We start from the raw sequence: 24,917 nt of genomic DNA, 5'->3' as shown, positions 1-24,917 counted from the left end.
TGTGATAAAAACTTAATCGTTTGCCAATGCTGGAAATGCCATTCCGAGTATGAGCTCTTATGTTCGGAGGATAGAGTGAGTTATTGGATCGAAAAGGGTTTTAACGAAATAGCTGATAGAATGCAGAAGGTAATCGATGGACAATACGTGGCAAAATAAAAAAGAAATGGATTCGTTACTTGGGATAGAAGGTTCTCGAGAGGTATATTTACAATTGGAAAAGGTATTCGAAAGAATGAGACTAACCCTTGAAGATGGTAAATTGCATTCCTCCATTGACCAGAGTATGCCACTTATTGGACTCAAAATGCAGCTCCACTTTAAAGATCCAAACGCTAACGGTCTAGTTTATCAATATTTAGTAGAAGCAAGTTTTCAGGATTTACCAAATGACAATAAGTGAATTCAATAAAGTGGTACCTGTCGCAGGTATGGTATTCCGAACTTATGATGGAATTGACCGCGAATTGATAAAAATATCTGTCGATAAGGAAACCAATTCTGTAATTATCTTTTCATGGTTTTTTACAGCAACTCTTCCGGAGATAGAAGGGTTCTATCCTCCGAAAGAGCTAAATCCCATTTGAGACTTAGGTAAGTTTAATTTGATATTCCGATCCCTGTAACTATTCCAACTATGAATCCAAATCCAAATTTTATTCCAAATGAATAAATTTTCCCAAGTGTTGTTGGATCATATTTTGCGACTTGTGTTTCGAAGCATAAATATTTTTCTCCGGTCTCCTGGGAGGTGAAGCAATAAGTTTCCTTTGTATTTATATATTCAGAATCTATCCTCTCCAAATTCTCTACTTCTACAGAGATCACTGCATTACGAATACCTTCCAGTTGTTTAACTAGTCGGCCTATACAGGCAAGTCTTGTTTTTACTTCTTGAATATTCATGCATCCAACCTGTGAAGAAGGGGAGTATTCTATTTTTTTCGGCTGTGTTGAGCAGGCACAAAATAAGAATAATAAAATTAGAAATGGTTTCATTTTCGTTTCCTATTTATATTGTTCGATCTTTCTAAAGTGCAAAAGTTTTCGTCTTCGCAATTTTCAATGATATACTTTTCTGTTCCGGAACGAATATTATCGTAAATACAAGAGTGTTGGATTCCTAGACAATCTAAAAAAGTGATATCGGGTCCATAGTTAGCCTTTTTACCTGAGTTTTGAATTACGACAGGGATCCGCGGTGAATGAAAAAGGTCTTTTAATGATTCCCTAAAAAGCAGAATAGCTAAAATCCCGATTACACAGAAAATAAGCCCAGGCACATGTGCTTGAATCAAAAGCCGCAATCGTTCGATTAGTTTCATTGGATTTCCTCATCGATTTGTTTAGGGACAAAACCAACTTTCTCAAACATTTTTCTAGCGAGTTTGTCATAGAGAAATTGAGAAAGAAGATAACTCAAAAATAAAAATGCACTTTGATATAGAGAAAGAGTCCAACCTGGTAGTTCAGTGCAGATAGGATCCTGTACGAATGAAAAATCAACACAGTATTGGAAGTTTTCTGGAGCTGTAATCCAATAAAGAATATTTGGAGGAATCGCAATCAAAGTTGCGATGATAAATACCATTCGCTTCTTGTGCAAGAGGACTGCTTTGATCGGAATAAATCGAAAGACAGCCTGAGATACAATAATGACTGCGCCGATGTAGATTGTCGATGTGACTGCTTGAGGGATTGCCGAAGATAAAAATTCAACCATTGTTTTTTCCTTTTTTGAGTTCTAAAATTTCTTTTTCTAATTTGAAGTTTGTTCTAATCAAAGTTTCCATGAGATCCTTAGCCTCTTGCGGAAGATTTTTGTGCAAACACAAGATCCTATATCCTTCCGCAATTGCTTCGACAGAATTCATTTTACGAGTTCCAAAGATTTTAAAAAATTAACGGGATCTACTGTCTTTGAGTTTTTCCAAACTTCAAAGTGTAAATGAGCTCCAATTGAATAGCCAAAATTCCCACTTCTACCTACTTCAGTACCAGCCGTTATCTCTGCACCTACTTCAACCGATGGATCTACGTGTTTGTATTTGTATTCATTCCCTGTATGAATTCCTTTCAAAATGACATATGGAGTCCATGCACGATCGGATGGGATTTCATTTGCTTTGATAAGATCTACCCAGGTTCCCCCGCGTTTTGCAAATCTAACTGGATGCTTTTTGTCGGCAGCCAAAGCCTTCACAACAATCGAATCTTCCACAGCATACACCGGCCCAGAACCTCCGAAATCAGTTCCTATGTGAAACTGCCTGATTGCTTTCCCATCAATGTTCAAAGTTCGATATCCATACGGTGATGTAACTCTTTCAGAAACAATCCGAACTGGATGGAAAAATTTAGGTTCCTCGCTGGTTTCTGGAATTGGGATCTCAGATCGTAAGGTCTCAGTTTTCTTCGAGGCGATAGCGGAGTCGTTCCAGTTATTTGATTTCTTCTGTAATTTTTCGTGATTAAGAATTAATCTTAAAATTGGTAGAAGTAAATTTAGAATTTTGTTCATAAGTTATCCATTCCTGTTTTGAGTATTGATGAAATTCGGTCAGAGTATTCGATTAGCTTTTTTGAATCAAAAGTGGACTTATCAATTATGGTATCTCTAAAGAATAACCCAACAATAAGTTCCTGCGCGTCATTTGTTTGTACGAGTTTAAATACACATGAAACAATTGAATTGCGTACAAATTCCCTGCGCCAGGCAGATATTTCTCGCATAGTCGAAATATCTAAAAAATATAAATCTTCAATAATCGCATTCGCTACCCAATCAGTTTGTGAGATTAATTGGTCCCGATACTTTAAGCTTTTATCGTAAAACGGAAAAGATCCATCTGCGCAGCAATCATGTGTTAATGACCATTTTTGAACGGAAATACCGTTATTGAATTTTCCACCATTGTGGAGTGAAAAGACTGCCGCTATCTCAGCATTCGAATATTCTCTGAGTGTACTTAATTGTCCAAATACAAGTGTATCTCTAGATACGTATTCCGAAAGAGGAATCTTCTCTGATTTTAAGTTTAACCATTTTGATGTGAGATTCAAAGAATACTTATTAATCAAAAATACAAGAAACCAGAAAATCATTGCAAAAATGAAAGTTATAGAGAGTAACAGAAAAAATAATTCAAAGAAATGCAAGTGAGCAAAATCCCAAAAGGTCATTTTAGTTTCCTTCCTTATGAGAATTTGAATTGAACTTAATATTCTTAATTGGCTTGTTAATTGATTGCATCCCAAGCCGCCTGAATATTGTAATTTTTTAAATCTTCTATTGTCATCTCCGATAATAAATCGATAATAATTCTAGATTTTTTGAAGTTGTTTTCCCATAGTGAGGCAGCTAATAAAGCAAGTTGTGTCAATTGTTCAATAGACATCTCAACCCAAGTATTGTCAAATGCACGCCAAGCACCAAGAAATGTTCCACCAAGTGATACTTTGGAAATGGCGAGATTCATCCGATTGAGATCTGTTTCGCGAGCCTGAAATTTTTTGTTTAGGAAGGATACTCCATCATTAGAGATAGATTCGGCATAAAGGATTATTTCCGATTTCAATCTATTGATTTCCTTTTCCTTGTCGGCTTGAATTTTTGCATTAATAGCAGTAAGATTGAAAGTAGCTTTCCCGTTATTAAAGCCTATTACAAAGTCTTTATTTTCATCGGTAATTAATGGATCGAATCCAAGAATCTGCCATCCACTTGGACACCCATTTAGGCTAACAAGAATCTCATTATCTTTTTTATAAATATTCATTTAAATACTCCGGGTTTAATTTAAATTTGTTGATTATGTTCATTTTACAGAATTAGAGAACCATCAAAACTTGTAATTGCCGGATTATAGTTACCACGAGCGTTTGTCTGTGGTCTCAATATATCTCCAGAGTAGACAGCACGCGTAGAAAACATAGAACCATGATAAGCTGAAGTTTGATGGGTCAATCCACCGATTAAAAATTCAGGAGGAATTGATATTGGTGTGGTACTTAAATATCCATTAGCATTAATTGAAATTGCCAAAAATGCATTTGTGCTGTTGTTACCACCAGTATGTGAACCAGAGAAGTAGCCAGACCTTTTTATTTCGCAAGATGCTCCATTAGCTGAGTTATCATTGATAACTACATAATCACAACCAAATGCCTTAGCGATAGTTGAGAAACGCTGCACTGTGGTATTTGTACCACCAAGACCATTATCTGTGTGAATTTTAAAATCGTTATCATTTTTATTTCTACCGTTTTTGTGACTTACCAAATCGCTAATGACTTGTGATGAACCATTTGTCCTGAAATTCCCAATTACTCTAAATTCGGTAAGTCCGGGAATATTTAAGTAAAAACCGTTTTTTGAATGATCGAATGAAACTATACCTGTTGCCCATCCATTCTCACCATAAGAAGGGGTATATTTTAACACATCAGTATTGTTTGTGATTGCTGTATTCGAACCAACGCCATGAAGGGTCGAAATCCTTTCATAAACAGTCCAAGTACCAGATGAACCACCAATAACAGAAGACACAGATTCAAATGTAGCAGATGAAGACGTTGGATTTGATGCAATTTTGAATATGCCATTTACTCCATTATTCCCTGTAATCACAAGAATCTTGTTTGATCCACTTGTTAATGTGCCAGTTGCAAAGTTAATTGTTTTCGTAGTTCCTGTTCCTGAAATAGAACTGATAGTTCCGGAAGCTACCTGTGATTCACCATAAAGACAGTATTTCACAACTCCAACCGAATTCATAAGAATCAAATACTGAGAAAATGATTCAAATGTCTGTCGTGCTTGAGCAATTGTATCTGTTAATGTAAGAGCTACATCAGTTGGTTTTTCAATCAACTTTCCATTTATACCATAAAATCCGGAGGAGAGAGAAGGAGGCGTAGTTGCATTATTGAACATTAGACCTCCAGTAATTAATCCTGGTAGCTTAGCAAATTCAATTCCATCTTCAGATGAATTAACTCTAGGATATTTCCCATTTTGCCCTGAATACGATACTGGTGTATCATTTAGTCCAATAAATGTTTGATCTTCTAATAATGCTACGGTCCCAGATTTATCTTTAGGCAACACAACTGAATTGAGAAGCTTTTTGACTTCGATTATATTTCCGAATGCAGCATCTTTCTTGAATTCAATCCATTTGATTCGACCTGGAGTGAGAGTAGGAAAGGAGGCAGTTGTATTATAGTTTTCGTAGACTTTAATATTGTAAGACTTCCTTGTATTGACAACTTGCTGACTAACCGTGTTTGTAGATACGTCGAAGAATTGTAAACTTGCAGGATCTGAATCAATAGCTTCAAGCTCAATTTCGAAAAACCCCCAAAAGCCTGCTGCTGTTGGCGCGAGAGTTAATGCTTCAAGGTAATAGATGTCATCTCCAACTAGGTATGCACCTTCTTTCGTTACGATTTCTGTTGTATCAAAACTTTCGACGTTCCCATTGAAAAATTGTTTATCTGTTGGCAAAACATCAAAGAGTTCACGAATAATCATCGCAATAGACTTTGGGTAGAGCACTAAATCATCCTCTAATCCTGGAATATTGCCAATGGTTTTTGCATTAACCCTTTGATTAGAATTGTAAATTGTTTTCTTTCTAGTGCTTGTGGTGACTGGAACAGTTACTATTGGCATATTTATTCTCCGAAATAATCTCTATCTATAAATCCATAATCTAAATACATTTGTGTCAATGTTGGGAGTTCAACTATTGTCCCAGCAAAGACTCCAATTCCAGCCGATTTCAATTCGTAAATCGATCGAAGTAATGGAAGGTTAATATCGTATAAAGTTCGAAATAATATATAGAGTGCGTTATGTTGAAATGCAAAAACAGCACCAACCATTTTGTCTGGATATGCTGGCGTATCTAAATAGCAGACATCCAAAAACCAACCCATTTGGTTTCCTTCTCTTAAGTAAACATCCGAGGTTTCAGGAATTAGCCCTTTGATGATGTTTTTAGTACCTACGATTGATAGTAGCCTGGCGATGATTTTTGCTCTATAATCGTCGTCTCCCAAACCTTCATCATTTACAATTCCAAGAAATCTACCCCAATCTCTAAGCAAGAAGCCTTTCGCTCGAGTTAATGGAAATTCATCTAACAGTCTATAAATGACTCGCATATGCCATTCAATGGCATTATGAATTCCACCTTTATTGATATCATTGATATTCGAGATAGTTTGCTTTTCTGTTTTATCTGAATCGTAAAGAATTGCTTTGAAAACTTTACCAAATCGGCCAAAAAGCGATAAATAATCAAAAATCATGGTCTTGGAATCCTATTGATAGCTGAGTTGGTAATTGTACCACCACCAGTTCCACCTATCTTTGGGAGAGCCCCAGAAGGTACAGACACATCGGACGAAGGAGTAAGGAAACGGATCCTTAAAATATCAGGGTGCGAATTTAGAGCGGCTGCTCTCATTAAATCGAGCAATACATCCGATCCATTCGAAAGTCGGTTCACGGCATTCGAGATCGATGTCTCAACAAGTGACTTAAAAGTTGCGTTAGAAACTGAACTTGTGAGTAGAACATCAAGTTCATAGTCTACGTTTATTGCTTGAGTTAAGATATTACCTACATAGAGAGTTGTCCCACCTGCCCGGTATCCAAGTTCATCGGTCCCTTCAATTCCATCGATCTTGTTTCTAACAGCTGCAACAATCAATGGATCCACACTTCCTGTACCGTCGGAAATATAAACATTGATCCATCCAGTTTCAGGGTCACCTGTATATGGATTGATATTTTCAGTTACGAAAGAATCGACTACACCAGGGACAGACTTTACAGCTGATCTAATACCAGACAGAGTAGAACGTGCAAGATTTGTGATGAATTCTTGCCATCTTGCCTGTCTTGATTCTTCTGTTTCTTGGTCTGTGCCACCGGTAATATTTACTGGATTGAAAATCCTATCATAAGTAAGGATCTCATTCGGATCGATAGGATTATAGATTTCACCTTTCCCTTGATCCGTATCTATTTCTAACGGAACCAAGTTTCCTTTGGTCCCTAACTCATCAGCGATTATATCAATATCAACCGAAGTATCTCCAACGAGAAGAGTAGTTGGCTGAATTGTTTTGTATGTAATTCCAAAAAGTGAAATCGCAAATATGGGGATATCTATATTTGAGGTATGGCCTGTATGATTGTACCTAATGTAACCTGTTGCTTTGTTACCAGGTAGCAATCCGAAATTGAAAGAGTCATAACAAGCGTTGTCTCTTGCATATTGGTATCCGGCAAAAAATTCAGCATCACCTCTCGATAATTGTAACGCGATTGCTTCTACCAATGTTCTGATCCTGGAACCTGGTTTCCAATTAGTAAGACGGACTCCTGCACCCACAATATAAGCCATAATATTGGAAAAGTAGGCTAGAAATGTTCGAGGTGCATACGCCGTAGACATGGGAAGTGACAAGGGAACTAATGGACTCATTTTGCAAGCATTTTTGATGTAAATGAGTTGATTTTCTAAGGGAATAGATGCTTTGTCCATTCCCCAATGGGATCTCTTGCGACGAGCGTAACAAATAACACTGGTGGCTATTCTGCCACAGGTGCATATTCAGTAGAATTTCTATCCCGTGTCAAATACGGACCTAATATCACTTTGGGAGAGTATTTCTTTCTACTTGGACTCTCCCGGATGGATCATACGTTCACTTATAATGTTTCTGTGACACCAACTTACAATGGTGCGCAGGTAGTTGATAATGGAAATGGAATTTCTCAAATAAGCTTGTCTGGAGAAATATACGCGCATTATACGGGGAAACCCGTTAGGAAACCAATGCCAGGATTGGCAGGTGTAGGGAATACACTTCTTGGAGAATTGGAAGATTTAAATCCCATTAAGAAAGCAGGTTATTTAGACTTCTTTGATTTAGTATACCTTATGCAGGAAGCTCGGGATAAAGAAAAATTCAAATCTCGAGTTCCGACTTTCAGTTCATTTTATCCAAATGCTTTTGATATATATAGCGTCGCATCTGCATTTGGTACGGAATCTTTTAACTCTGAAGATATCCAGATGGTTTTTCATGATTATGATCGTGATTCACATTGGGAAGTCGCATTCGATAAGAATGGATTCAAAATATCACAATCGAAAGAAGATCCCCATACTTGGTATTGGAATTTAAATTTTATCGGAGTCAAAGATGAGTCTGCCCGTGGGAAGAATCGGCGTGCTCCACTCCCAGATCTTAAACAAATGGTTTCAGGTGTATTGGTTACTTTTGAAGAATTTCTTTCTGATTTATCTGGGCCACTTAGTTACCTGAAAGGGATTACTGAACTATATACCGATATTGCCAATTTAGCGGAAGGAATGAAAGATGCTCTAAAATCTTTCGAAGCAACAAACAAAGAATCTCTTCGTGCAATCTCCAAAGCAGGTGGGCCACTCAAGAAAAAGACCAATCAGTTTCAAGAATTACTAATGCAATCTCTATTCCCAAATCAAACAGTTCCTTCCATCGGAGCTCTAGATATACCTATCGTTCCAGTTAGTACAACTAGTTCCCAAGCTGAAATTGATGCTCAAGAAATCCCAAATTCAGTTTTAGACAATGTTCTGACATCTGGAGCAGTTAGTGATTTTGAAATCGAAGCAGCTGTGGATCCCGCTGTTTTATCGGTTCTAAACATTCAGATCGCACTTGGAACTATTTCAACGGTCTTGATGCTCGCAAATAATGAAAATTTGGCGCAAAATTCCTCTTACATAAAAGTAAAACCTGGAGAAACGTTAGAAATTCTTGCGAGGAAATACTTTGGTTCTCCAGATAGAATTGATTTACTCATTCAAAATGATCCGAGACTTATTGGAAAATCAAATGAAGAAATCATTGGAATGTCGATCAAAGTTCCAACGAGCGTTACTTATAATCAAAGGGATACTGGCGTTTATCTTGAAAGAAATCTTTTGAATAATTTATCGAATTCAAAAACTCAGGAATTGCTCGAAGAATTTTTGTTTGGTGAAGATATAGCTCTAAAAGCAGACCGGGATATCGAAACAAAAGGCGGAGATATAAGTACGACGAAAGGTATCGATTGTTTAGTTGATGGGCTCCTTGATAAAATGCGAATTCTTCCAGGTCAAATCCCAATGCATCCAGATATCGGAGCTCTTCCCAAACCTGGATCTGTGCCAGACGATTTTCTCAATTTAGTAATCCCTAAAAAAATTCTAGATGATATACAATCTGACTTGGGTGTTCAAACGGCAGATATTGTAGAATTCTCAATTGATTCTGATGCAATCTCTTACATTGTAAAGGTTAATCCAATTGGTGATTTCAAATCCTTTAAGTTAAGAAGAGTTAGAGGCTTAATTGAGTGAAAGTTAATGCCATCAAACCAGATTTTCAAGTTTTTCTATTTGGGTTTGTGCCGAATATTGTAAGTAGGTTATCAAGAAGGCTCTCTACAGGGGAAATCGCTGCTATGCGTTCTCCGATCGAAATTCCTGGAGAATACATAGATTCTCTTACTTATGTAGATTCCGTTGATAATAGTAACTTTACTCTAACTCTCGCAAAGGGTGCAACGGGTAATATTATTACTACCTATGCTGGGAAAGTTCGCATTCGCGAAGTTTTGCGAACTGGTGAGCTCATAGTAATTACTGAATCACAAAAAACTAAGTTTGTTGGAAGAATTAAAACAGCCAATCACGTAAGTAATGTATCTGGAGAGCAAAGCTATGTGATTTCCGGGGGAGGGATGGAAGACTGTATCCAGTCTCAAACCTTATTTATAGATTTCGACAACTCTGGCCCCAATATCGCGGGACAATCTGCTGAAAGTGTTTCCAATTTGCCAATTCCTAAAATCCAAGCGGCGCTAAATATAATTTCCGAAGTGATTTCTGAATCTAAAACGCCTAGCGGAATTATTGAATCACTTTCGGATGCTGCAATTAAAACACTGCTTTCCAATGGGAATTACGGAGGAGAAATATTTCGGGATCTCGTTAGTTACAAATTCGATAAACTGTCTTACACAATAGGATTTATCCATACAGTTCAATGGATCAACAATCAGAGTTTCGGAAATTCTCTTTCGATCTGGTCGCTAATGGCTTCAATCGCAAAATCACCGCTATATGAACTTTTCTTCCATTACGATCAAGATTGCGCTCTTTATGCTGGCGAAACAACTCCACCAATTGAGAAAAAATCAAATGGCTTTGGTCTATTAGGATCTGATGACTATACGCCAGATCTTCCGCTTGCTAAATTAGTTTTTCGGAAAACCCCATTTGATAAGTTGGAAGACGATTTCTTCCTACCTTATTTGGGGATCTCTTCAGAGGTCCCTGAATCGCAATTCAACAGTTTTGACCTCACCGAATCCCAAGAGGATATTTTCTCTGGTGTTCATGTGAATCTCGGGATCCAAGATACCATCACCGGACTTGCTTTAAATCCAGTTACATATAATCCATCTTTACTAGCTAAATTTGGACAAAGAGTGATGCAAATTACAATGGATGGAGTAGGGATGCCTCCGGAACTGCAAGCGCCAGGTTCACAAACAGGCAATATTGCGTCCCTCCTCAAGATTCAAGAGAAATTATACGAAACATTTGGAACAGGCGAACGAATATTCACGGGTTCCTTTTCTGGATTTTATTTTCGTGGATTGTGCAAAGGACAAATCATGCGTCTTACGGATGATGATGGCTTTTCCGATTCTCTACACAAAGAAATCAAACAATATCATCCTAATTTTTATGTGACCGGTGTTCGAGTAACCTGGCGACCTGGTTCAGGAATGGCAACTCAAGAAACAATGGTTAAATGGGGAAAAAGGATCGAAAACGCGGATTGGGAAATAAACTAGTCCCATTCTAAAGTTGAATACCAGTCTTCTAAATCCTCTTTTGATTCATGAATAGTATCTTCAACTTCAATTTCACAGCCGCAAAGTGGATGAACAGGAGCGCATAACCAATATGAGTTTTTATCTCTACCTACGTTATTTTTTCCTGGCCACACAGCGATTTTTGCTTTTGGATCTCCTTTTACAATATCTTCACCACCATAGAAACTTGAATTCTCAAAATCACTTTGACTTTTGAAAAGTCTCACTACCGTTCCCCAATGAGCTGAGCAAAATTCGCATGAATGCCTAGTTTTAGTTTTAGCTTTCACAAACGAAAAACTGGTATCATGTAAATGGTCTTTGTCTATCTCGAAGTGTTCCCAAAAATTCATTAGTAGTGTTTTAAAACCTCGGAAAGGATTGTGTTCAATTTTCCCTTAATTACAAGAAACTTGGCAGCGTTATCTGGCGTTAAGCTCGATGTCCCGGGAGCTGTACACTGAACTGTGAGTTTAGTGATTTCATCACAGATTTCTTCTAGGATTGATTTCAAAGTTTCTCCTTGTGCAGCTTTTTCCAGAGAGTTTAGGATTGGTGGGATTGTGTGATCGATTTGGACTCTGGTAGTATCTAATTTATCTTTAAAGAGAACTTTATTTTTATCCCATTTTGTTCGATGGCCAGATTCATGACCGACGGATGTTTCTTCAGAATCGAATTGTGTAGAATGTTTGAGAAGTGAACTTTTTCCTTTTGTCTCTGCTGCGAAAGGATACACTTGGATGACTATCGGATTGTCCCTACGATTTTGGAGAAATCCAACAAGCACCATTTGTCCTTCTCTATATCCAAATTTGAATCCAGATAGAAACCCCAAAAGTCCGATGTAAGGTCCCGGAAGGCGCACTTTCTTTAGAATCTGGCCATTAAAAAGCCGAATGTCGGCTCGGTATTTCATCAGCCCACCACTAAGAGAATCAATTTCACCGAGTTCCAATCCATTCATTATTCCTGGCTGTGCAAGTCCAGGTGGAGCGAAAGCAACTTTTAATTGTCTTCCAAATGATGGGAAATCTGCCATGAGAAGGGACAAATTCGTGGATTTTGTAATTTGTCAACGGAAAAGAATCAAACAAGAGAGCCTCTACATTATCCAAATTGGTTGACTCATTAGTTCCTTGTATTTCAATTTTGCATACCGATGGCATTATCACCTAACGAAATCAAATCTAGAGCAATTTCATTTATTCACGACCATAAGGATGACAAATACGAAAAGGGGGAATCTCAAATATTCTGGAGAGATTTCTTTAATATTTGGGGGATAAATGCAAAGACAGTAGGGATCTTTGAAGAGAGAGCAAAAACTTTAAAACAAACGACGGGATTTATAGACTATTTCTGGCCCAAAACAATTCTGATAGAACAGAAAAGTCGTGGCGAAGATTTAGATAAAGCATATAAACAAGCATTAGACTACTGTTTAACCGGAGGCATACCAGATGAAGAACTTCCAAGTTATATTTGTGTTTGCGATTTTGAAAGACTTCGATTGGTAAATTTAACAGACCAAACAAAATCAATAGAATTTAAAATCACAGATCTTCTAGATCACCTTCAACGATTTAATTTCTTACTCGGATATGAACAACGGGAATACAAAGATGAAGATCCAGTCAACATAAAAGCTGCAAATCTCATGAAAGTTCTTCACAATGAGTTAGAACGCAATGGCTTTAAAGATCATCCATTAAAACTAATGCTAGTTAGGTTGATGTTTTGCTTTTTTGCTGATGATACTGGAATTTTTGCAAGTAAGGACGATTTTTTATTCTTTCTCAAGGAAAAAACAAAGGAAGATGGTAGTGATTTAGGACTTTGGATTGCTCAATTTTTTCAAATCCTAAATACACCGATTGAAAAAAGACCGGCTAATTTAGACGAAGATCTTTCAAAATTTCCATATATAAATGGACAACTATTTGAAGAAGGACTTCCTTTTGCTCAATTTGATAAGAAATTGAGGGACATTATAATAAAAACATCTGAATTTAATTGGGCAGTTGTTAGTCCGGCAATTTTCGGAAGTCTATTCCAATCGGTATTGGAAGAAGGTGAAAGAAGAGAATTGGGAGCACATTATACAAGCGAAAACAATATTTTGAAAACTATTCATGGTCTTTTTTTGGATGAATATATAGAAGAATTTGAAAATGCTAAGAAAAGGAAAAATACCAAAGCGCTTGAATCTCTCCTGGAGAAAATTCGAAATACAAAGATATTAGATCCAGCCTGTGGGTGTGGAAATTTTTTGATTTTATGTTATAGGGAGCTGAGATTATTAGAGATTAAAGTTTTAGAAATTATTTTCAATAAAAAAGAAGACCAAGGGATGAGGCAGCTTTCCATTGAATGGCTAAATGGGCTTGATGTAGATTCACTTTATGGAATTGAAATCGAAGAATTCCCTGCACTAATTGCTAAAACAGCAATTTGGATTATGGACCATCTTATGAATAGAGAAGCTAGTAATGCTTTTGGAAGCTATTACGTAAGACTTCCTCTAAAAAAAGCTCCAAAAATTCATATCGGTAATGCATTGAGAATGAATTGGGAGGATATAATTAATCCAAACCAGCTTTCTTTTATTTTAGGGAACCCTCCGTTCTTAGGTAAATCGAATCAATCGAATGATCAGAAAGAGGACATGGAACATGTGTTTTATGGTACAGGAATAAAATATGGTTTGTTAGATTATGTATCTTGTTGGTATATCAAAACTATAAATTATATTTCGAATTTTGATATAAAGGTCGCTTTCGTTTCAACAAATTCGATTACTCAAGGCGAGCAAGCTGGTGAACTTTGGCCTTGGTTATTTTCAAATCGCATAAAAATAAACTTTGCTCACCAAACATTTAAATGGTCCAACGAGGCTCCGGGTAAAGCAGCAGTACATTGTGTAATTATTGGGTTTTCTAAATTTAAAACTAATAAGCCAAAATTATACATTTATGAAAATATTAATGCAGAGCCATTCACGAAAGATGTAACAAACATTAATTCTTATCTTACAGAAGGAAGCGATACAGTAATTCTTTCAAGGCGCAAACCTATATGCAACGTACCAGAGATGGTCTATGGGAATAAAATAGTAGATGATGGAAATTATCTTTTCACTGAAGAAGAAATGGACGAATTTTTAAAGAGCGAACCTGGAGCCAAAAAATATTTCAGAAAAATTTTAAGCGGAGATGAGTATATTAACGGAAGAAATAGGTATGTTCTTTATCTTGCAGAATCTGAACCAAAAGATTTAAAAAATATGCCAAAGGTTTTAGATCGAATACAAAAAGTCAAAGAATTTCGATTATCAAGCACAAAAGGAAAAACGAAAGAAATGGGAAATTATCCAGCTCAATTTGCAGAGCCAAGACAACCTCAGCAAAACTTCCTTCTATTTCCGCGAACATCTTCAGAGAATCGAATTTATCTTCCCATTGGATTTTTCACACCAGACCATATTGTCAATGATAGTTGTACTGCTTTACCGGGAGCAAATTTGTACCATTTTGGAGTTCTTACATCATTGATGCATAATGCATGGATGAGAAGAATTGCAGGTAGACTTAAAAGTGATTATAGATATTCTAATTCGTTGGTTTATAATAATTTCCCATGGCCAGAATATGCCACCGAAAAACAAAAGGAAGAAATCGATTTGCTTGCTCAATCGGTTTTGGATGCAAGAGCTCAATTCCCTAAATCTTCACTCGCTGATCTCTACGACCCACTAACCATGCCAAAAGTTCTTAGAGATGCTCACAACAAGCTGGATAAAGCCGTGGACAAGGCTTACCGGTCGAAGCCATTCCAGTCTGAATCTGAGAGAGTAGAGTTCCTTTTTGAGCTGTACGAGAAATATGTGAATACGCTGACTTCGCAAATTAAAGCACCGGGAAAGAAAAGGAGCCTTAGCTAAGGCAGAAAAATATGCTTTTTAGGTGAAAAAGTTAATATTCGAAAGAAAATTGAATTTTTTCAATGCAGATACTAAAAAAAATTGACGATTGAGGAAACACGCTAGAAAACGTGGTCGTAATCCCCTTTTGGTGATTAATATCCGTTCGATAAGCGGAGAGTCTAAATAAAAGAAAAAACCGAGTTATATTAGAGCAGATTTTTTGTGCTCAGGCGGTGCTAAGGAGCATCGAAAATTAGGAAAATGACTAAGACAATCGAAGAAATTAACTTAATTATGGGAGATGATTCAGATATTTTGTCAGGAATCAGAGCCGCAAGTAAAGAAGAAGAAAATCATGCTGAACTTTACAACCCATATATAGTTCTTGAGGAAAATAAACTATCAGATAAACTATTTGAAGATTTCTTATCCGAAAAAAATCCGCTTGAGGATCTAATTATTGGTAGCAAAGGTTAAATTTGGCATTTAGCAACAACAGTTGGGATAAGTATCAAGAGGCAAGAACTAAAGTTGATCAATTCCTCAACACGGCGAAAATAAGTTTAAGAGATTCTCTAGAGCTTTTAGCAAGCGAACGATCTAAAATAAACAAACAACTAATTGCTGAATGGGCGTATAAAACACAGAAATCGATTCCAGATTTTCATACATACGTTGACCTTTCAAAAACTTCAGACAAGTTAGGGAAAGCATACGATCAATATTGGCATTATGTTTTCCTATACCGGGCATTGTATGAAAATAAAAATAACATAATTCCGAGTAAAGTATATTCATTCGAATTATATTTTTTAAATAAAGAAAGAGTTTTGTGTAAATCTAATCCTCATTTATTTACAGAAGCTGATGATCCTTCATTAAACCAGAGTAAAAAACTTTTTTATACGTCACCTTTGGGTCATTTTATATTCTTTAAATTTACTAAAGAATATGTCGCTAAGTTCCCCGTAATTTATCCGATGGAAGAAATCTTTACAGAAGCTCTTTTTCAATCTTTCAGCAAAATAACTGATGCGAATGCTGCGAAATTTATTACTTTTTTTCAAGAAAATAATTCTAATGAATTACAGCCAAATACTTTCAGAAATTTCATCGAATCAGACTCTCATTTAAAAAGGCTTTTCGAAATAATTGACGTTGGTTTTGAAGAAGCGGTAAAAAAACCAAATTAGCAATGTAATATTGGAGTTAACCTTATTTTAATGGTTTACCAGTTTTTTCTTTTTTCTTGCTAAATATAATGCCTTCGCTTGCTCAATACTCTTCTTAAAAGGACGCATTTCCCCAGCAACAAAAACCGATGAAACTTTTCCTTCTCGCATGGCTTGAATTGCATATGTTTTTGAAGTATGTAATTCTTTAGCTAATCTCGTAATAGTTTCCACTTCTGCAGCCTTCACTATTTCTGATAATGCTTTTGCTTTTGCTTCTGAAATAGCAAATTTAATTTTATTCCTTGAACTAATGTCATAAAAACCTTCTGAACAGGATTTACAAAAATAACCAGATAATCCTCCAACATTAATTTCTCCAATGTCTTTATTCGAAACTTTGAAAACCTGGTTTTTCCTAAATTCCATAGATTTTTCTTCACCACAAATTGGACAATCAACCCAAACTTTATCCCTTGCCATCTTTTTAACTCCTCTTAAGTGTAATCATGAAAAGAAATAATAACCGCATCTCCTTTCTTTGAAATCTGCAGTTTAATATATGCGTCTTTTCCAGAAATACTCTTTTTATATACGTCTTGAAATAAACCTACCACTTGTTTCGATGGCATTGTTTTTTTAAAATTTTCCTTCTTTAAATCTAAAACTTCTTCAATAGCTTCATCTTGATTCAAAGTAAAATACTCAAAAGCATCCTTAGTGGCACTTACAGTCATACCGCATTTATTTTCTCGAATTAGCTTTTTTATTTTTTCCAATGAATAAGTTGGTGCCACATATAAACTTTACTTATTTGCTTTATTTTGTAAAGTAAATAAAAAGCGCAATTTGGAAATTTTAGATGTCCTGGATTCGGGTGATAGCCATATCTAATGGCCTTGACTAGACTTTAGCCTAATCTTAAGTTAGCTCATGAAAAATTTTCTATTCATTCTTTTCTTTTTATCAGTTACATCTTCCATTTTCAGTAAAGACGAAAAACCGAATGAGGCCGCCGGGCATGACTTGGTCTGCAAGCAAATTAGAATTATTGCAGGTGATGACTCACCTATAGTTAAAATGCTTTCAGAATTGACCAATCCAAAGAGTGAAGGTGGGATGCTCGCAATGGGTGGGGTAGTTCGATGTGAGAATTCCACTTCAATTTGCTACGGCGCTTCAGGAAGTGCGCTTTCTTGTCACAAAAAATAATACTGAATGATTTCGATAACATTGCAAATCGATTTGAACAAATCGTTCCTATATCATATCGAAAGAAACTACAAAAACCAAGATATTTTCATCCAATCCCAAAACTTGGCACAAATATAGAATCGCTCTTTATTGATGAACCAGAGGGTTTTTTTGCTAGAATTCTTCATAAAATTAAATATGTAGAGATTAACTTTTTCAGATATCACCATCGGGATCAAATCGAAACAGAAGTTGCGAAATGGCTATATTCACAATTTAATCTTCTTAAAAACCGCCACCACTTTGATTGGAAATGGTTGTATACATTTTGCACTTTATTTAGCCAAGTTACGAGATTTAGTAAAAGAGGTCGTGATTATGCAATTTTACAAACCACTGATTTTGAAACTAAAAAATGTTTAGTTTTTAAAACAAAGAAAGAATATCAGGAAAGTAAGTATTACAATAATGAAGATTTCGCATTTCGAGGGACGAAAGGGAATCTCATACCAGTTATTTGGATTGGGAAAGGATGGAATCAAACAGTAAAGAAATATCAGTTTGCCCCCGGCGTGAATTGTGAAGTTCAATCTGCTGGAATCTTAGATCCTTATCATTACGCAATCCATCGTAAATTCGGGAAAAAACATCCAATAGAAACCAAAGAGGAACTAGAAAGCTGGTACTCTACCTTAGAATGGGATTGACCCTTCTCGCTGGTTTTCCAATAATCTAACCATGACTAGATTTATTTTACTAAGCATTTTCCTTACTTCCTCCCTCTTCTCCAAAACCCTCGATAACAAAGCGTTCTGCGAAGTGATGGCGAAAGGGAAGGAGGCAGGTGAACTTAGAGACAATGGGCAATCAATTAAATCAAAAAAGTTAGAAAAGATTGTCCAAAACAAATTGAAAGCTATGTTAACTGTTGGGACACAAATAATCCCAAATGATTTCATGAAAATAACAGGTGGAGAATTTGATAACAAAAGATTTGGACTTTCGTGCTTAGACCTAAACGTAGAAACATTTAAAGAGTATGGAGATAGAAAAATTTTTTCCGGAATAGGGGAAGTTTCAATTTGTAGCCAAGCATCCATTAACTGCGATAAAAAACAGCTAACCCATCCCACTATAGTGGAAAAAATCGAAGAAGAATCATTGCGCAATAAAAAATACGAAATAAATGCAATTTTTCAAATCCCACCAGTGAATTACTTCATCTACAGCTATGAAATTGGAAGTAACATAAAATTGACTATGAAAATTATTGAGTTCAATGGTTTAAAAACATTGGAAGACTGAATCACATTAGTCCAAATATCTCTTCAATTTTGCGACGGTCTCATTGCCAGATTTTGCTAATTTAATCATCAAATCAAATATTTTGTTTTGAACCGCATATGCAGCTTCAAAGGCTTCTCCCATAGCAGCTGCATCCAATTGATTTGAATGTGTAATTTGAGTTTGGCCCGAAACATTTCTAACATCGTTTCCTGCATCTCTACCTTCGAAGCTTACAGTTGTTGTTTTTCCAGCTTCTGTTAAGATATCTTTACCTAAACTAATTGAATTTTGTCCTTCTGTAGCAGTGATTAATCCTTGTTTTTTCATCCAAATAGCTTTCGTTTTTGGATCCATTCCTTGTGTCATTTTATTGATCGCACCAATATTCGCCTGACTTCCCATACCTTCTTCTGCCGCTGCCATTGCTGCTAAGTAATCCCCTCCATTCTGTTGCATATGGTGAGCGACTAACATTGAATTCATTTGACCTCCGTCTTTGGTCATATTATCATTCATCGCGCTATAAACAGAACTTAATCGATTATCTCGGATACCAGCACCACTCAAACCGGAAAAGGCACCCGCGATTTTATCTGCTGATTGAATTCCCATGCCAGAATTATAAGCGTTTTCTGATATCCCTGTAACTTGTTGCATAAACTCAGCTTGCCTAAGCCCATTGAAACCCGATCGAATTCCATCAGACATGATTTTCTTTAAAGAGGATTCACTTTCATCGAACCCGCCAAATTTTCTCATTTTTGCAAACAGCTCCGCACCTGCGGAACCCCCGAGACCTTGAGTAACACCAAATCTGACTCCTAACCCCGTTCCATATCTTGCGTTCATCCCTATTTGTGAATTTGGATCACCTCCCAATATTCTCGCGCGCGCTATCCCCAATTGAGCTAATTCTGGCGTCCGCACTATACCGTTCTCGCTCGTAATCCCGCTTCCGAGTCTACCGCCTTGCCCACGATATGCGCTAAATGTACCTTCTTGTGCCTGCAGGGCTTGTTGGTGCATACCGCCCATTGTAGAGATAGCAGCTACCGTTGCCCCTAGAATAGCTCCTACAACCGGGATTCCAATACCGCTTGCGAATCCTTGTCCTGCCTTTGAGACTCCCTCATTGCGTTTTTCCATGTTGCTGCCAAGTTGATTAACTTGAGAAGCTGGGGTAGGGCCATTATCTCGTCCTGGAATAGATACACCTCCACCAAAAGAGCCTGAACCACCTAACCCTCCTTTCATGTGGATATTCATAATTCTTGCTTCTTTTACTTCTAAAATATTGTATTTTTGACGGCCATTGATTTCATATTGGCCAGACATTTGATTTCCAAGATGGTTGCTGTCGTCTTGCGATCGACTAACATCGCCGTATTTTTCAGCGCGTTTCTTACGTTCCTCTTGGATCTTATCTTTTATTTTTTTCGCCGAATCGATTCTTCTACCGATGACTCCTGAAAATCTTCCAGATCTTAACTCTGAGGCGTCTTGGTCGAGAGTGCTTAATTCTGCACCTTCCTTGTAACTATTAACTGTTTTGTCGGTAAGTGATTCTTTTTTCGTTTCTTTCCTCTTACTCGGTGATCCCTTTTTCGATCCACCACTAGAATCATCGTTACCACTGCCAGCACTCTTTTGGCGTTTAGAAATCTCTGCGACCATTTCTGGTCCGAGTTTTTGCGCTAGTTTCGATGCAATACTGTCTACATCTATTAGTACTTCAGCCATGACTATGCCTCTCCTATCTGTTGTTTTAGTTCTATGATCTCGCTCTCTCGTTTAGATCGGGCAATTCTTTCTTGGTCTGCTTTTGAGAGTTGGCTTATACCATTATCTATCCAATAAGATAAAGGCCGGTCCTCGAGTTCTTCGATTTTTGTTTTTATACCCATATACTTTTGAATTTGTTCAAAGTCGGGGCGAACGGATTCTGCAATGAATATTGCGAGTTTTTCCTCTATTTGGAAATCCTCGCTAGTCTTGTAGCCTCTCGGCAATATCCGAAACTCTTTTAGAAGATATAGGTTTAGTAGGCTGTCCAGGTTGTTTGCCAGAAGCTTTTGTAGATAAGACGGTTCGGTTATTTTTTTTTAGGCCTACTTGATAGGCTTTTTGAAGTTTATTATATTGTGTCCAAACTTTGAGGATGAATTCCTCGTCAGGTATGTCAGCAAAATCCATTCCTTCCATATCCCTCGGTCTATCTGTAAGAATATAGTTTAATGTTACAAAAACATACTCGGCAGAATAGGTCTCTGAAGGAATGGACTGAAGTGAAGCACCACCTAATCTTTGTGAGACAATGACATCTATGTTACGTCGATCGGAAGGAAGAGGGAATTTTCCTCCGAATTTATGACCATCAACTTCAAATTGGAATTCTCTTTCGACTCCAGGGAATAGACCCATACTTAGTTATCACCTTCCATGTGTTGAATTCGAATTATCTTAAAGGAAACATTTCTAACACTTGGTTGTGTAGTTGAAATATTTGTTCTGCGAGTATTGAGTTTGGCTACACAACGCATAATTCTTTTCCCAGTACTTTTTTCTCTAAATTCCCACAAATTCCCTTTTTTAGTTAAGATATTAGTTAAATCAGGGAGAGACTTTACAATTGAGCCTGGATCTTTTTCATCCGTGATAACCCACATTTTTCCAGAAAATGAGCCATCAAAGAATAATGCTTTTGTATCCTTCGGGAAAAAATCACCAATTGCTCGAATGTCAGTTTGGTTATAGTTTTCATCGACATCAATATCATCCACATAAGCAGCAAGTTTTCCATCTATGTAAACTTGAGCATTGGATCCAACTAGGATCGAAGTATCTGGTATGTCACCAATTGAGATATCTGGCATGGCTTATGCACTTCCTTTGAGAGTATCAAGAGAGAGAATGTAGAAAATGAAATTCACTGGTGAGATCACCGTACCTTCGAGCGATCTAAAATACCAAGTATCACCGTCAACTTCGACAATGAAATCTTTCTGGAATGCATCAACACCAAGAGCCGAGGATCCGACCAAATAACCTTTTTCAACAAAGGATTGAAGTCTCTGTTCGACATATCCCTTTACGTCTGCAACTGTCACACCTTGGACTTTCGCATTTTCATCGACCGTTGAACGACCGATAAACCGAGAATTAAATCCTTCCCGAAGTTCACGAACCATTGTTAGTGCAACGGCAACACTGTTCTTTTCGTTGAGTATGATATTGTCTTTTCGTTCGGTTGTGATAGATCTCTCGATCACCCATGCACCCGTGACTGGATTCTTGGTGAGAACCAATGCTCCATCGCGAATTGATGCATCACGCACTGAATCAATCAGGTTTTCTGCGCTTTTTAAGATATTGAGTGCTTTCCAGGTTGGGGAATGCCGAGGAGAGTTTGCTGCAGAAATTGCATTATCTAAAACAGAAAGCATATAACCAGGATAAGTTTTTTGATTTCCTGCAAGATCAAAAGCCACGAACTTTTCAAGGCCGTAGTTCATCCAATAAACGCCCAAAGTGCGGGCTTCTTCACGCCTTGCGTCAACAGATAACGACAAATCCCCACCACAACCACCAATCGTTTCCTTTCCTCCATCCGGAGAAATCATATCGAAGCAAGCGGTTTTAAAATGCACTTTGTCAGATAAGGAGGACGCGAGAATATTACGATACATTGCAGGAATTTTTTTTGCAAATGTAATCGCATCTTTAACTGCAGTTACTCCTTCCGTACCTGTTGTACCACCAGTGGTTAGGTAGGTGAATATTGTATTGTTTGCAAAAGGTTTTTTAACGGTCGCTGCCGTTGTAAATACTGCAAATCCTGTAGATTCAATCCAATTCTTCTCAGCAAACAAATCAGCATAGACAGTTGCAATGGCAGGACTTTTTACTGAAATTGCATCCTCAGTTTCAACATGATCCAAATTGGACATCAGAAATGTAGCATTGGACATCATTGATGCAGTGTAGAATGGAATCGAATTGATATAATCTACAGCTTCAATGGCTGTAGGATAATCAGCAAATGGAACAGAAAGTGAAAGTGATCCATCATTTTGACCTGCCAAAGTAACAATTAAAGCGGTTCCATTAACGGAAAGAATCGCAGAAGTCGCATCTCCGGAATAAGATATAGTTAAAACTTTTTGTTCAAGAGCAGGGGAGGTAAGTATACCTTCATTATCACCAATCTCAATTTGTTTAGTCGCTACCGTTTTACGGAATCGAATTTTTTTACCTTTTGGACCAGGGATAGGGAAGGTAAGAGTATGAGATTGCCCTGATTTTAATGATGGAATGGATGCACTAGCAGCCACATTTGCTCTTGTATTGAGTGCTATAAATCTTTGTGGGCCAGGTGCAAAATCATCTTCGCTAGATGGAGTATCTGCAAGCATAATCGCTTCCAAAAGTTCGCCACCACCTAGAACTTTTTTCGCTTCATCGAACGAGTAAAAAATATAATATCTTTCGTCATCTGGTAAATTTGTATCATTACAATTTACACCATTGTCGGCTTGCCCAATAATTAATTGAGTGAATAGATCAACAGAATCGCCAGGGATTTGATCCTTAGCACGAAATTTTCCTCTCGAACCTGGTCGAACGTAAGAACGTCCCTCGAATGCTTTTCCTAAAACGCCCATTTACTTTTTCACTCCCCAAAATTCCTGAAATGCTTTCTCGTAATCATCTTTGGCCTTCAAACCGTTAAACTTTTCATGGTTCTTTACCAAAAACTCCCGGAATACTTGCGCCATAGAATAACGGGCAAGTTCAGGTTTGGACTCAATGAATTTTGCAGTTGGATCCTTTACCAATTCTTTGTTAGGTGAAGAATCCACGACTTTTGTAGCTTTTTGCTTTGTTTCGACGTTAGAATCTTGAGTCCCTTGCATGGGAAGTGACAAGGGAACTAGACTCCAAAATTATCAACTAAATTTTTGATTTTAGAGGATGAAAATTCATGTTTCCGTTTGATTTTCCTAACTTTTCTCTACCTGGAAGAGTACCTACTCCATCAAAGTAAACATCAGCCTTTTCAATGAGAGTTCCTTCAGTGAACCTAAACTCTCTTTTGATTTGCCTTACTGATAACATTACTTCAAAACCCCATGCACCTCTTCCGATTTGAGGTGCTTCTACGTTAAGAGCAGGTTTCCCTTCAAGACTTACTGAAGCCTTATATTTCTTTTGTAAGTTGTGTTTGAGAAAAGGAAGGACTGACATTGTCGCCTTGTATAATTCTTGGGCCGTTTTCCTTCCATTGTTACCGCTTCCTCCCCAACCAGATATGTTTACATTTGAAACGATATGTGAGGTGTAAGATTCCACTATACCAAAGTTAGTTGAATTTAGAATCTTATCAAATTGTTTGTATCCAAAATGTTCGTATTCAGAATCTTTTTTATTTTTATATGCGCTAATTTTGTTTTTAATCTGAGAATCAAAAGGGAAAATTCTGTAATTCCCACCTAAATCATCGGAGGGTTCATCATCCGTCCATTCCACCCCAACTTTTGGGAAAAATGAATCAGTGTCTTTTGCCCCTTCCCCGGAAGGGACAGAGGCGATTGAATACAGTGGATGTCCCGGGTGAACAATTTTTTCACATGGTATGCCCCTATCTCCCAATCCAGTCTCTAAGTAGAGTGCTTTCAATTCTTGAATAATTCGAAATTCAGGATCCAATTGCCACATTGATAATATCATTTCCGTTTTTCCTTTTGAGCCTTGATTCTATTCTCTTGAAGATCGATGATAATAGCCTCTGCAAGTGCCTTGAGAAAGGGTTCGCTCGTAAGCATCTGATCTGCAACCTTTTGCATCTTGGCAGAAAATTTCTGTCCCTTGATTTCAGGATAAGGCTTCCATTGTGAATCCGAAGTCACCATTATCAAATTATGATTTGAACTACTTCTTCCACCTCTTTCTTGCGTTTGAGAAAATTGGAATGTTTTAGTTCCTCTCTTTTTGTCTGTTAGCTTGGTATAACTATATTTATTCCGAGTTACAAATCCGCCATTTGGAGACTCTTCTTTGTGACTCCCAACAATTTTCATGACTACGTCCGTTTGGCTTTCGTTAGATGCCATGGGAACAATTAAATATTTTTTCCCACCTTTAGAAATTCTGACTTTTTTTGAATTATTCAACAGGCTTTGAACAATATCAAACGCTCCTCGACCATTCTCGGCAATTTTTTCAACATCGTAGTTCCCAGTTCCTTTTGAATAAAATATTTTATATCCAATACCTTGTTGTTCGATTTGTATCTGACCTCTACTAAGATACTTAACTCCCCACCAACCTAATCCTCCTGCTTTAACTCCAAGTTTCGCTCGTTCGCCTGCCATGAAGAGCCATCGAGACTGGATTTTTTCCG

31 protein-coding genes are annotated in these 24,917 nt (G+C 37.2%); 10 read left to right on the top strand and 21 right to left on the bottom strand.

All coding sequences use genetic code 11. The annotated features are described in order from the left end of the window. Positions 1-136: 136 nt before the first annotated feature. Together EHQ43_RS10385 and EHQ43_RS10380 are read left to right on the top strand one after the other, a co-directional pair. The gene (locus EHQ43_RS10385; protein ID WP_135771165.1) at positions 137-403 is read left to right on the top strand and encodes a hypothetical protein; all 267 of its coding nucleotides are present in this window, start codon (positions 137-139) and stop codon (positions 401-403) included. Then, on the top strand, positions 390-587 hold the full coding sequence (locus EHQ43_RS10380; protein ID WP_108961366.1) for a hypothetical protein: 198 nt from the start codon (positions 390-392) through the stop codon (positions 585-587). Before EHQ43_RS10385 ends, EHQ43_RS10380 begins: the two co-directional genes overlap by 14 nt. A gap of 13 nt (positions 588-600) precedes the next feature. Here EHQ43_RS10380 and EHQ43_RS10375 read toward each other — a convergent pair whose 3' ends face one another. From EHQ43_RS10375 to EHQ43_RS10335, 10 genes are read right to left on the bottom strand one after another with little or no spacing between them, the layout of a single operon-like run. Beyond that, positions 601-999, bottom strand: coding sequence for a hypothetical protein (locus tag EHQ43_RS10375; RefSeq protein ID WP_135771164.1), 399 nt, complete (start codon positions 997-999; stop codon positions 601-603). Further along, positions 996-1,325 (bottom strand): hypothetical protein, encoded by a 330-nt coding sequence (locus EHQ43_RS10370; RefSeq protein ID WP_135771163.1) that lies wholly within the window; start codon positions 1,323-1,325, stop codon positions 996-998. Before EHQ43_RS10370 ends, EHQ43_RS10375 begins: the two co-directional genes overlap by 4 nt. Then, positions 1,322-1,723, bottom strand: a complete 402-nt coding sequence (locus EHQ43_RS10365) for a hypothetical protein (protein WP_135771162.1) — start codon at positions 1,721-1,723, stop codon at positions 1,322-1,324. Before EHQ43_RS10365 ends, EHQ43_RS10370 begins: the two co-directional genes overlap by 4 nt. Then, positions 1,716-1,874: a hypothetical protein gene (locus EHQ43_RS19580; protein WP_167396560.1), complete on the bottom strand. Its 159-nt coding sequence runs from the start codon at positions 1,872-1,874 to the stop codon at positions 1,716-1,718. Before EHQ43_RS19580 ends, EHQ43_RS10365 begins: the two co-directional genes overlap by 8 nt. Continuing rightward, positions 1,871-2,521 carry a M23 family metallopeptidase gene (locus EHQ43_RS10360; protein ID WP_135771161.1) on the bottom strand — a complete coding sequence of 217 codons (651 nt, stop codon included), beginning with the start codon at positions 2,519-2,521 and terminating at the stop codon, positions 1,871-1,873. Before EHQ43_RS10360 ends, EHQ43_RS19580 begins: the two co-directional genes overlap by 4 nt. Beyond that, positions 2,518-3,183, bottom strand: coding sequence for a hypothetical protein (locus EHQ43_RS10355; protein ID WP_135771160.1), 666 nt, complete (start codon positions 3,181-3,183; stop codon positions 2,518-2,520). Before EHQ43_RS10355 ends, EHQ43_RS10360 begins: the two co-directional genes overlap by 4 nt. Positions 3,184-3,239: 56 nt before the next feature. Beyond that, complete coding sequence (locus EHQ43_RS10350) at positions 3,240-3,779, bottom strand: DUF4376 domain-containing protein (protein WP_135771159.1); 540 nt, start codon at positions 3,777-3,779, stop codon at positions 3,240-3,242. A 44-nt stretch (positions 3,780-3,823) separates the two neighbouring features. Then, a complete protein-coding gene (locus EHQ43_RS10345; protein ID WP_135771158.1) occupies positions 3,824-5,677 on the bottom strand; it encodes a hypothetical protein in 1,854 nt (617 codons plus the stop codon). A 2-nt stretch (positions 5,678-5,679) separates the two neighbouring features. Continuing rightward, complete coding sequence (locus tag EHQ43_RS10340; RefSeq protein WP_135771157.1) at positions 5,680-6,318, bottom strand: hypothetical protein; 639 nt, start codon at positions 6,316-6,318, stop codon at positions 5,680-5,682. Next, entirely contained in the window at positions 6,315-7,562 is a 1,248-nt protein-coding gene (locus EHQ43_RS10335; RefSeq protein ID WP_244242752.1) for a baseplate J/gp47 family protein, read from the bottom strand. Before EHQ43_RS10335 ends, EHQ43_RS10340 begins: the two co-directional genes overlap by 4 nt. Positions 7,563-7,568: 6 nt before the next feature. Between EHQ43_RS10335 and EHQ43_RS10330 the strand changes: the two genes are divergently transcribed. Together EHQ43_RS10330 and EHQ43_RS10325 are read left to right on the top strand one after the other, a co-directional pair. Beyond that, positions 7,569-9,413, top strand: coding sequence for a hypothetical protein (locus EHQ43_RS10330; RefSeq protein WP_135771156.1), 1,845 nt, complete (start codon positions 7,569-7,571; stop codon positions 9,411-9,413). Between the two features lie 104 nt (positions 9,414-9,517). Beyond that, on the top strand, positions 9,518-10,918 hold the full coding sequence (locus EHQ43_RS10325) for a hypothetical protein (protein ID WP_244242751.1): 1,401 nt from the start codon (positions 9,518-9,520) through the stop codon (positions 10,916-10,918). On the opposite strand, the gene EHQ43_RS19575 is transcribed toward EHQ43_RS10325, so the two are convergent. Together EHQ43_RS19575 and EHQ43_RS10315 are read right to left on the bottom strand one after the other, a co-directional pair. After that, positions 10,915-11,166: a hypothetical protein gene (locus EHQ43_RS19575; RefSeq protein ID WP_244242750.1), complete on the bottom strand. Its 252-nt coding sequence runs from the start codon at positions 11,164-11,166 to the stop codon at positions 10,915-10,917. The genes EHQ43_RS10325 and EHQ43_RS19575 overlap by 4 nt on opposite strands. Positions 11,167-11,291: 125 nt before the next feature. Further along, entirely contained in the window at positions 11,292-11,981 is a 690-nt protein-coding gene (locus tag EHQ43_RS10315; RefSeq protein WP_244242749.1) for a hypothetical protein, read from the bottom strand. Between the two features lie 120 nt (positions 11,982-12,101). On the opposite strand from EHQ43_RS10315, the gene EHQ43_RS10310 reads away from it, so the two are divergent. The 3 genes from EHQ43_RS10310 to EHQ43_RS10300 all read left to right on the top strand — a co-directional run bounded on the left by EHQ43_RS10310 (position 12,102) and on the right by EHQ43_RS10300 (position 16,057). Then, entirely contained in the window at positions 12,102-14,882 is a 2,781-nt protein-coding gene (locus tag EHQ43_RS10310) for a DNA methyltransferase (protein ID WP_135771154.1), read from the top strand. Positions 14,883-15,125: 243 nt separating this feature from the next. Then, positions 15,126-15,341, top strand: coding sequence for a hypothetical protein (locus tag EHQ43_RS10305; protein ID WP_135771153.1), 216 nt, complete (start codon positions 15,126-15,128; stop codon positions 15,339-15,341). 2 nt (positions 15,342-15,343) lie between these two features. Then, positions 15,344-16,057 (top strand): hypothetical protein, encoded by a 714-nt coding sequence (locus EHQ43_RS10300; RefSeq protein WP_135771152.1) that lies wholly within the window; start codon positions 15,344-15,346, stop codon positions 16,055-16,057. A gap of 27 nt (positions 16,058-16,084) precedes the next feature. Here EHQ43_RS10300 and EHQ43_RS10295 read toward each other — a convergent pair whose 3' ends face one another. Next, complete coding sequence (locus EHQ43_RS10295; RefSeq protein ID WP_135771151.1) at positions 16,085-16,519, bottom strand: hypothetical protein; 435 nt, start codon at positions 16,517-16,519, stop codon at positions 16,085-16,087. Between the two features lie 14 nt (positions 16,520-16,533). Continuing rightward, on the bottom strand, positions 16,534-16,833 hold the full coding sequence (locus tag EHQ43_RS10290; RefSeq protein ID WP_135771150.1) for a type II toxin-antitoxin system MqsR family toxin: 300 nt from the start codon (positions 16,831-16,833) through the stop codon (positions 16,534-16,536). 136 nt (positions 16,834-16,969) lie between these two features. Between EHQ43_RS10290 and EHQ43_RS10285 the strand changes: the two genes are divergently transcribed. The 3 genes from EHQ43_RS10285 to EHQ43_RS10275 all read left to right on the top strand — a co-directional run bounded on the left by EHQ43_RS10285 (position 16,970) and on the right by EHQ43_RS10275 (position 18,535). Next, complete coding sequence (locus EHQ43_RS10285; protein ID WP_135771149.1) at positions 16,970-17,248, top strand: hypothetical protein; 279 nt, start codon at positions 16,970-16,972, stop codon at positions 17,246-17,248. After that, positions 17,233-17,937 (top strand): hypothetical protein, encoded by a 705-nt coding sequence (locus EHQ43_RS10280; protein ID WP_135771148.1) that lies wholly within the window; start codon positions 17,233-17,235, stop codon positions 17,935-17,937. The genes EHQ43_RS10285 and EHQ43_RS10280 overlap by 16 nt, the downstream gene beginning before the upstream one ends. A 115-nt stretch (positions 17,938-18,052) precedes the next feature. Continuing rightward, positions 18,053-18,535 carry a hypothetical protein gene (locus tag EHQ43_RS10275; RefSeq protein ID WP_135771147.1) on the top strand — a complete coding sequence of 161 codons (483 nt, stop codon included), beginning with the start codon at positions 18,053-18,055 and terminating at the stop codon, positions 18,533-18,535. A gap of 6 nt (positions 18,536-18,541) precedes the next feature. Here the strand turns inward: EHQ43_RS10275 and EHQ43_RS10270 are convergent, their stop codons facing one another. The 7 genes from EHQ43_RS10270 to EHQ43_RS10240 all read right to left on the bottom strand — a co-directional run bounded on the left by EHQ43_RS10270 (position 18,542) and on the right by EHQ43_RS10240 (position 24,888). Beyond that, positions 18,542-20,257, bottom strand: a complete 1,716-nt coding sequence (locus EHQ43_RS10270; protein WP_135771146.1) for a hypothetical protein — start codon at positions 20,255-20,257, stop codon at positions 18,542-18,544. A gap of 246 nt (positions 20,258-20,503) precedes the next feature. Beyond that, entirely contained in the window at positions 20,504-20,938 is a 435-nt protein-coding gene (locus EHQ43_RS10265; RefSeq protein ID WP_135771145.1) for a hypothetical protein, read from the bottom strand. Between the two features lie 2 nt (positions 20,939-20,940). Next, entirely contained in the window at positions 20,941-21,390 is a 450-nt protein-coding gene (locus tag EHQ43_RS10260; RefSeq protein ID WP_108961308.1) for a hypothetical protein, read from the bottom strand. A 3-nt stretch (positions 21,391-21,393) separates the two neighbouring features. Continuing rightward, positions 21,394-23,178, bottom strand: a complete 1,785-nt coding sequence (locus EHQ43_RS10255) for a hypothetical protein (protein ID WP_135771144.1) — start codon at positions 23,176-23,178, stop codon at positions 21,394-21,396. Then, on the bottom strand, positions 23,179-23,442 hold the full coding sequence (locus EHQ43_RS10250; protein WP_135674902.1) for a hypothetical protein: 264 nt from the start codon (positions 23,440-23,442) through the stop codon (positions 23,179-23,181). A gap of 25 nt (positions 23,443-23,467) precedes the next feature. Beyond that, positions 23,468-24,244: a hypothetical protein gene (locus EHQ43_RS10245; protein ID WP_135771143.1), complete on the bottom strand. Its 777-nt coding sequence runs from the start codon at positions 24,242-24,244 to the stop codon at positions 23,468-23,470. Next, positions 24,241-24,888, bottom strand: coding sequence for a hypothetical protein (locus tag EHQ43_RS10240; RefSeq protein ID WP_244242748.1), 648 nt, complete (start codon positions 24,886-24,888; stop codon positions 24,241-24,243). The genes EHQ43_RS10245 and EHQ43_RS10240 overlap by 4 nt, the downstream gene beginning before the upstream one ends. Positions 24,889-24,917 lie beyond the last annotated feature (29 nt).

Source organism: Leptospira bouyouniensis (genome assembly GCF_004769525.1).
GTDB classification, from domain to species: domain Bacteria; phylum Spirochaetota; class Leptospiria; order Leptospirales; family Leptospiraceae; genus Leptospira_A; species Leptospira_A bouyouniensis.
The sequence above is the reverse complement of the archived record's forward strand: the minus strand, read 5'-3'. Positions and strand labels throughout refer to the sequence as shown.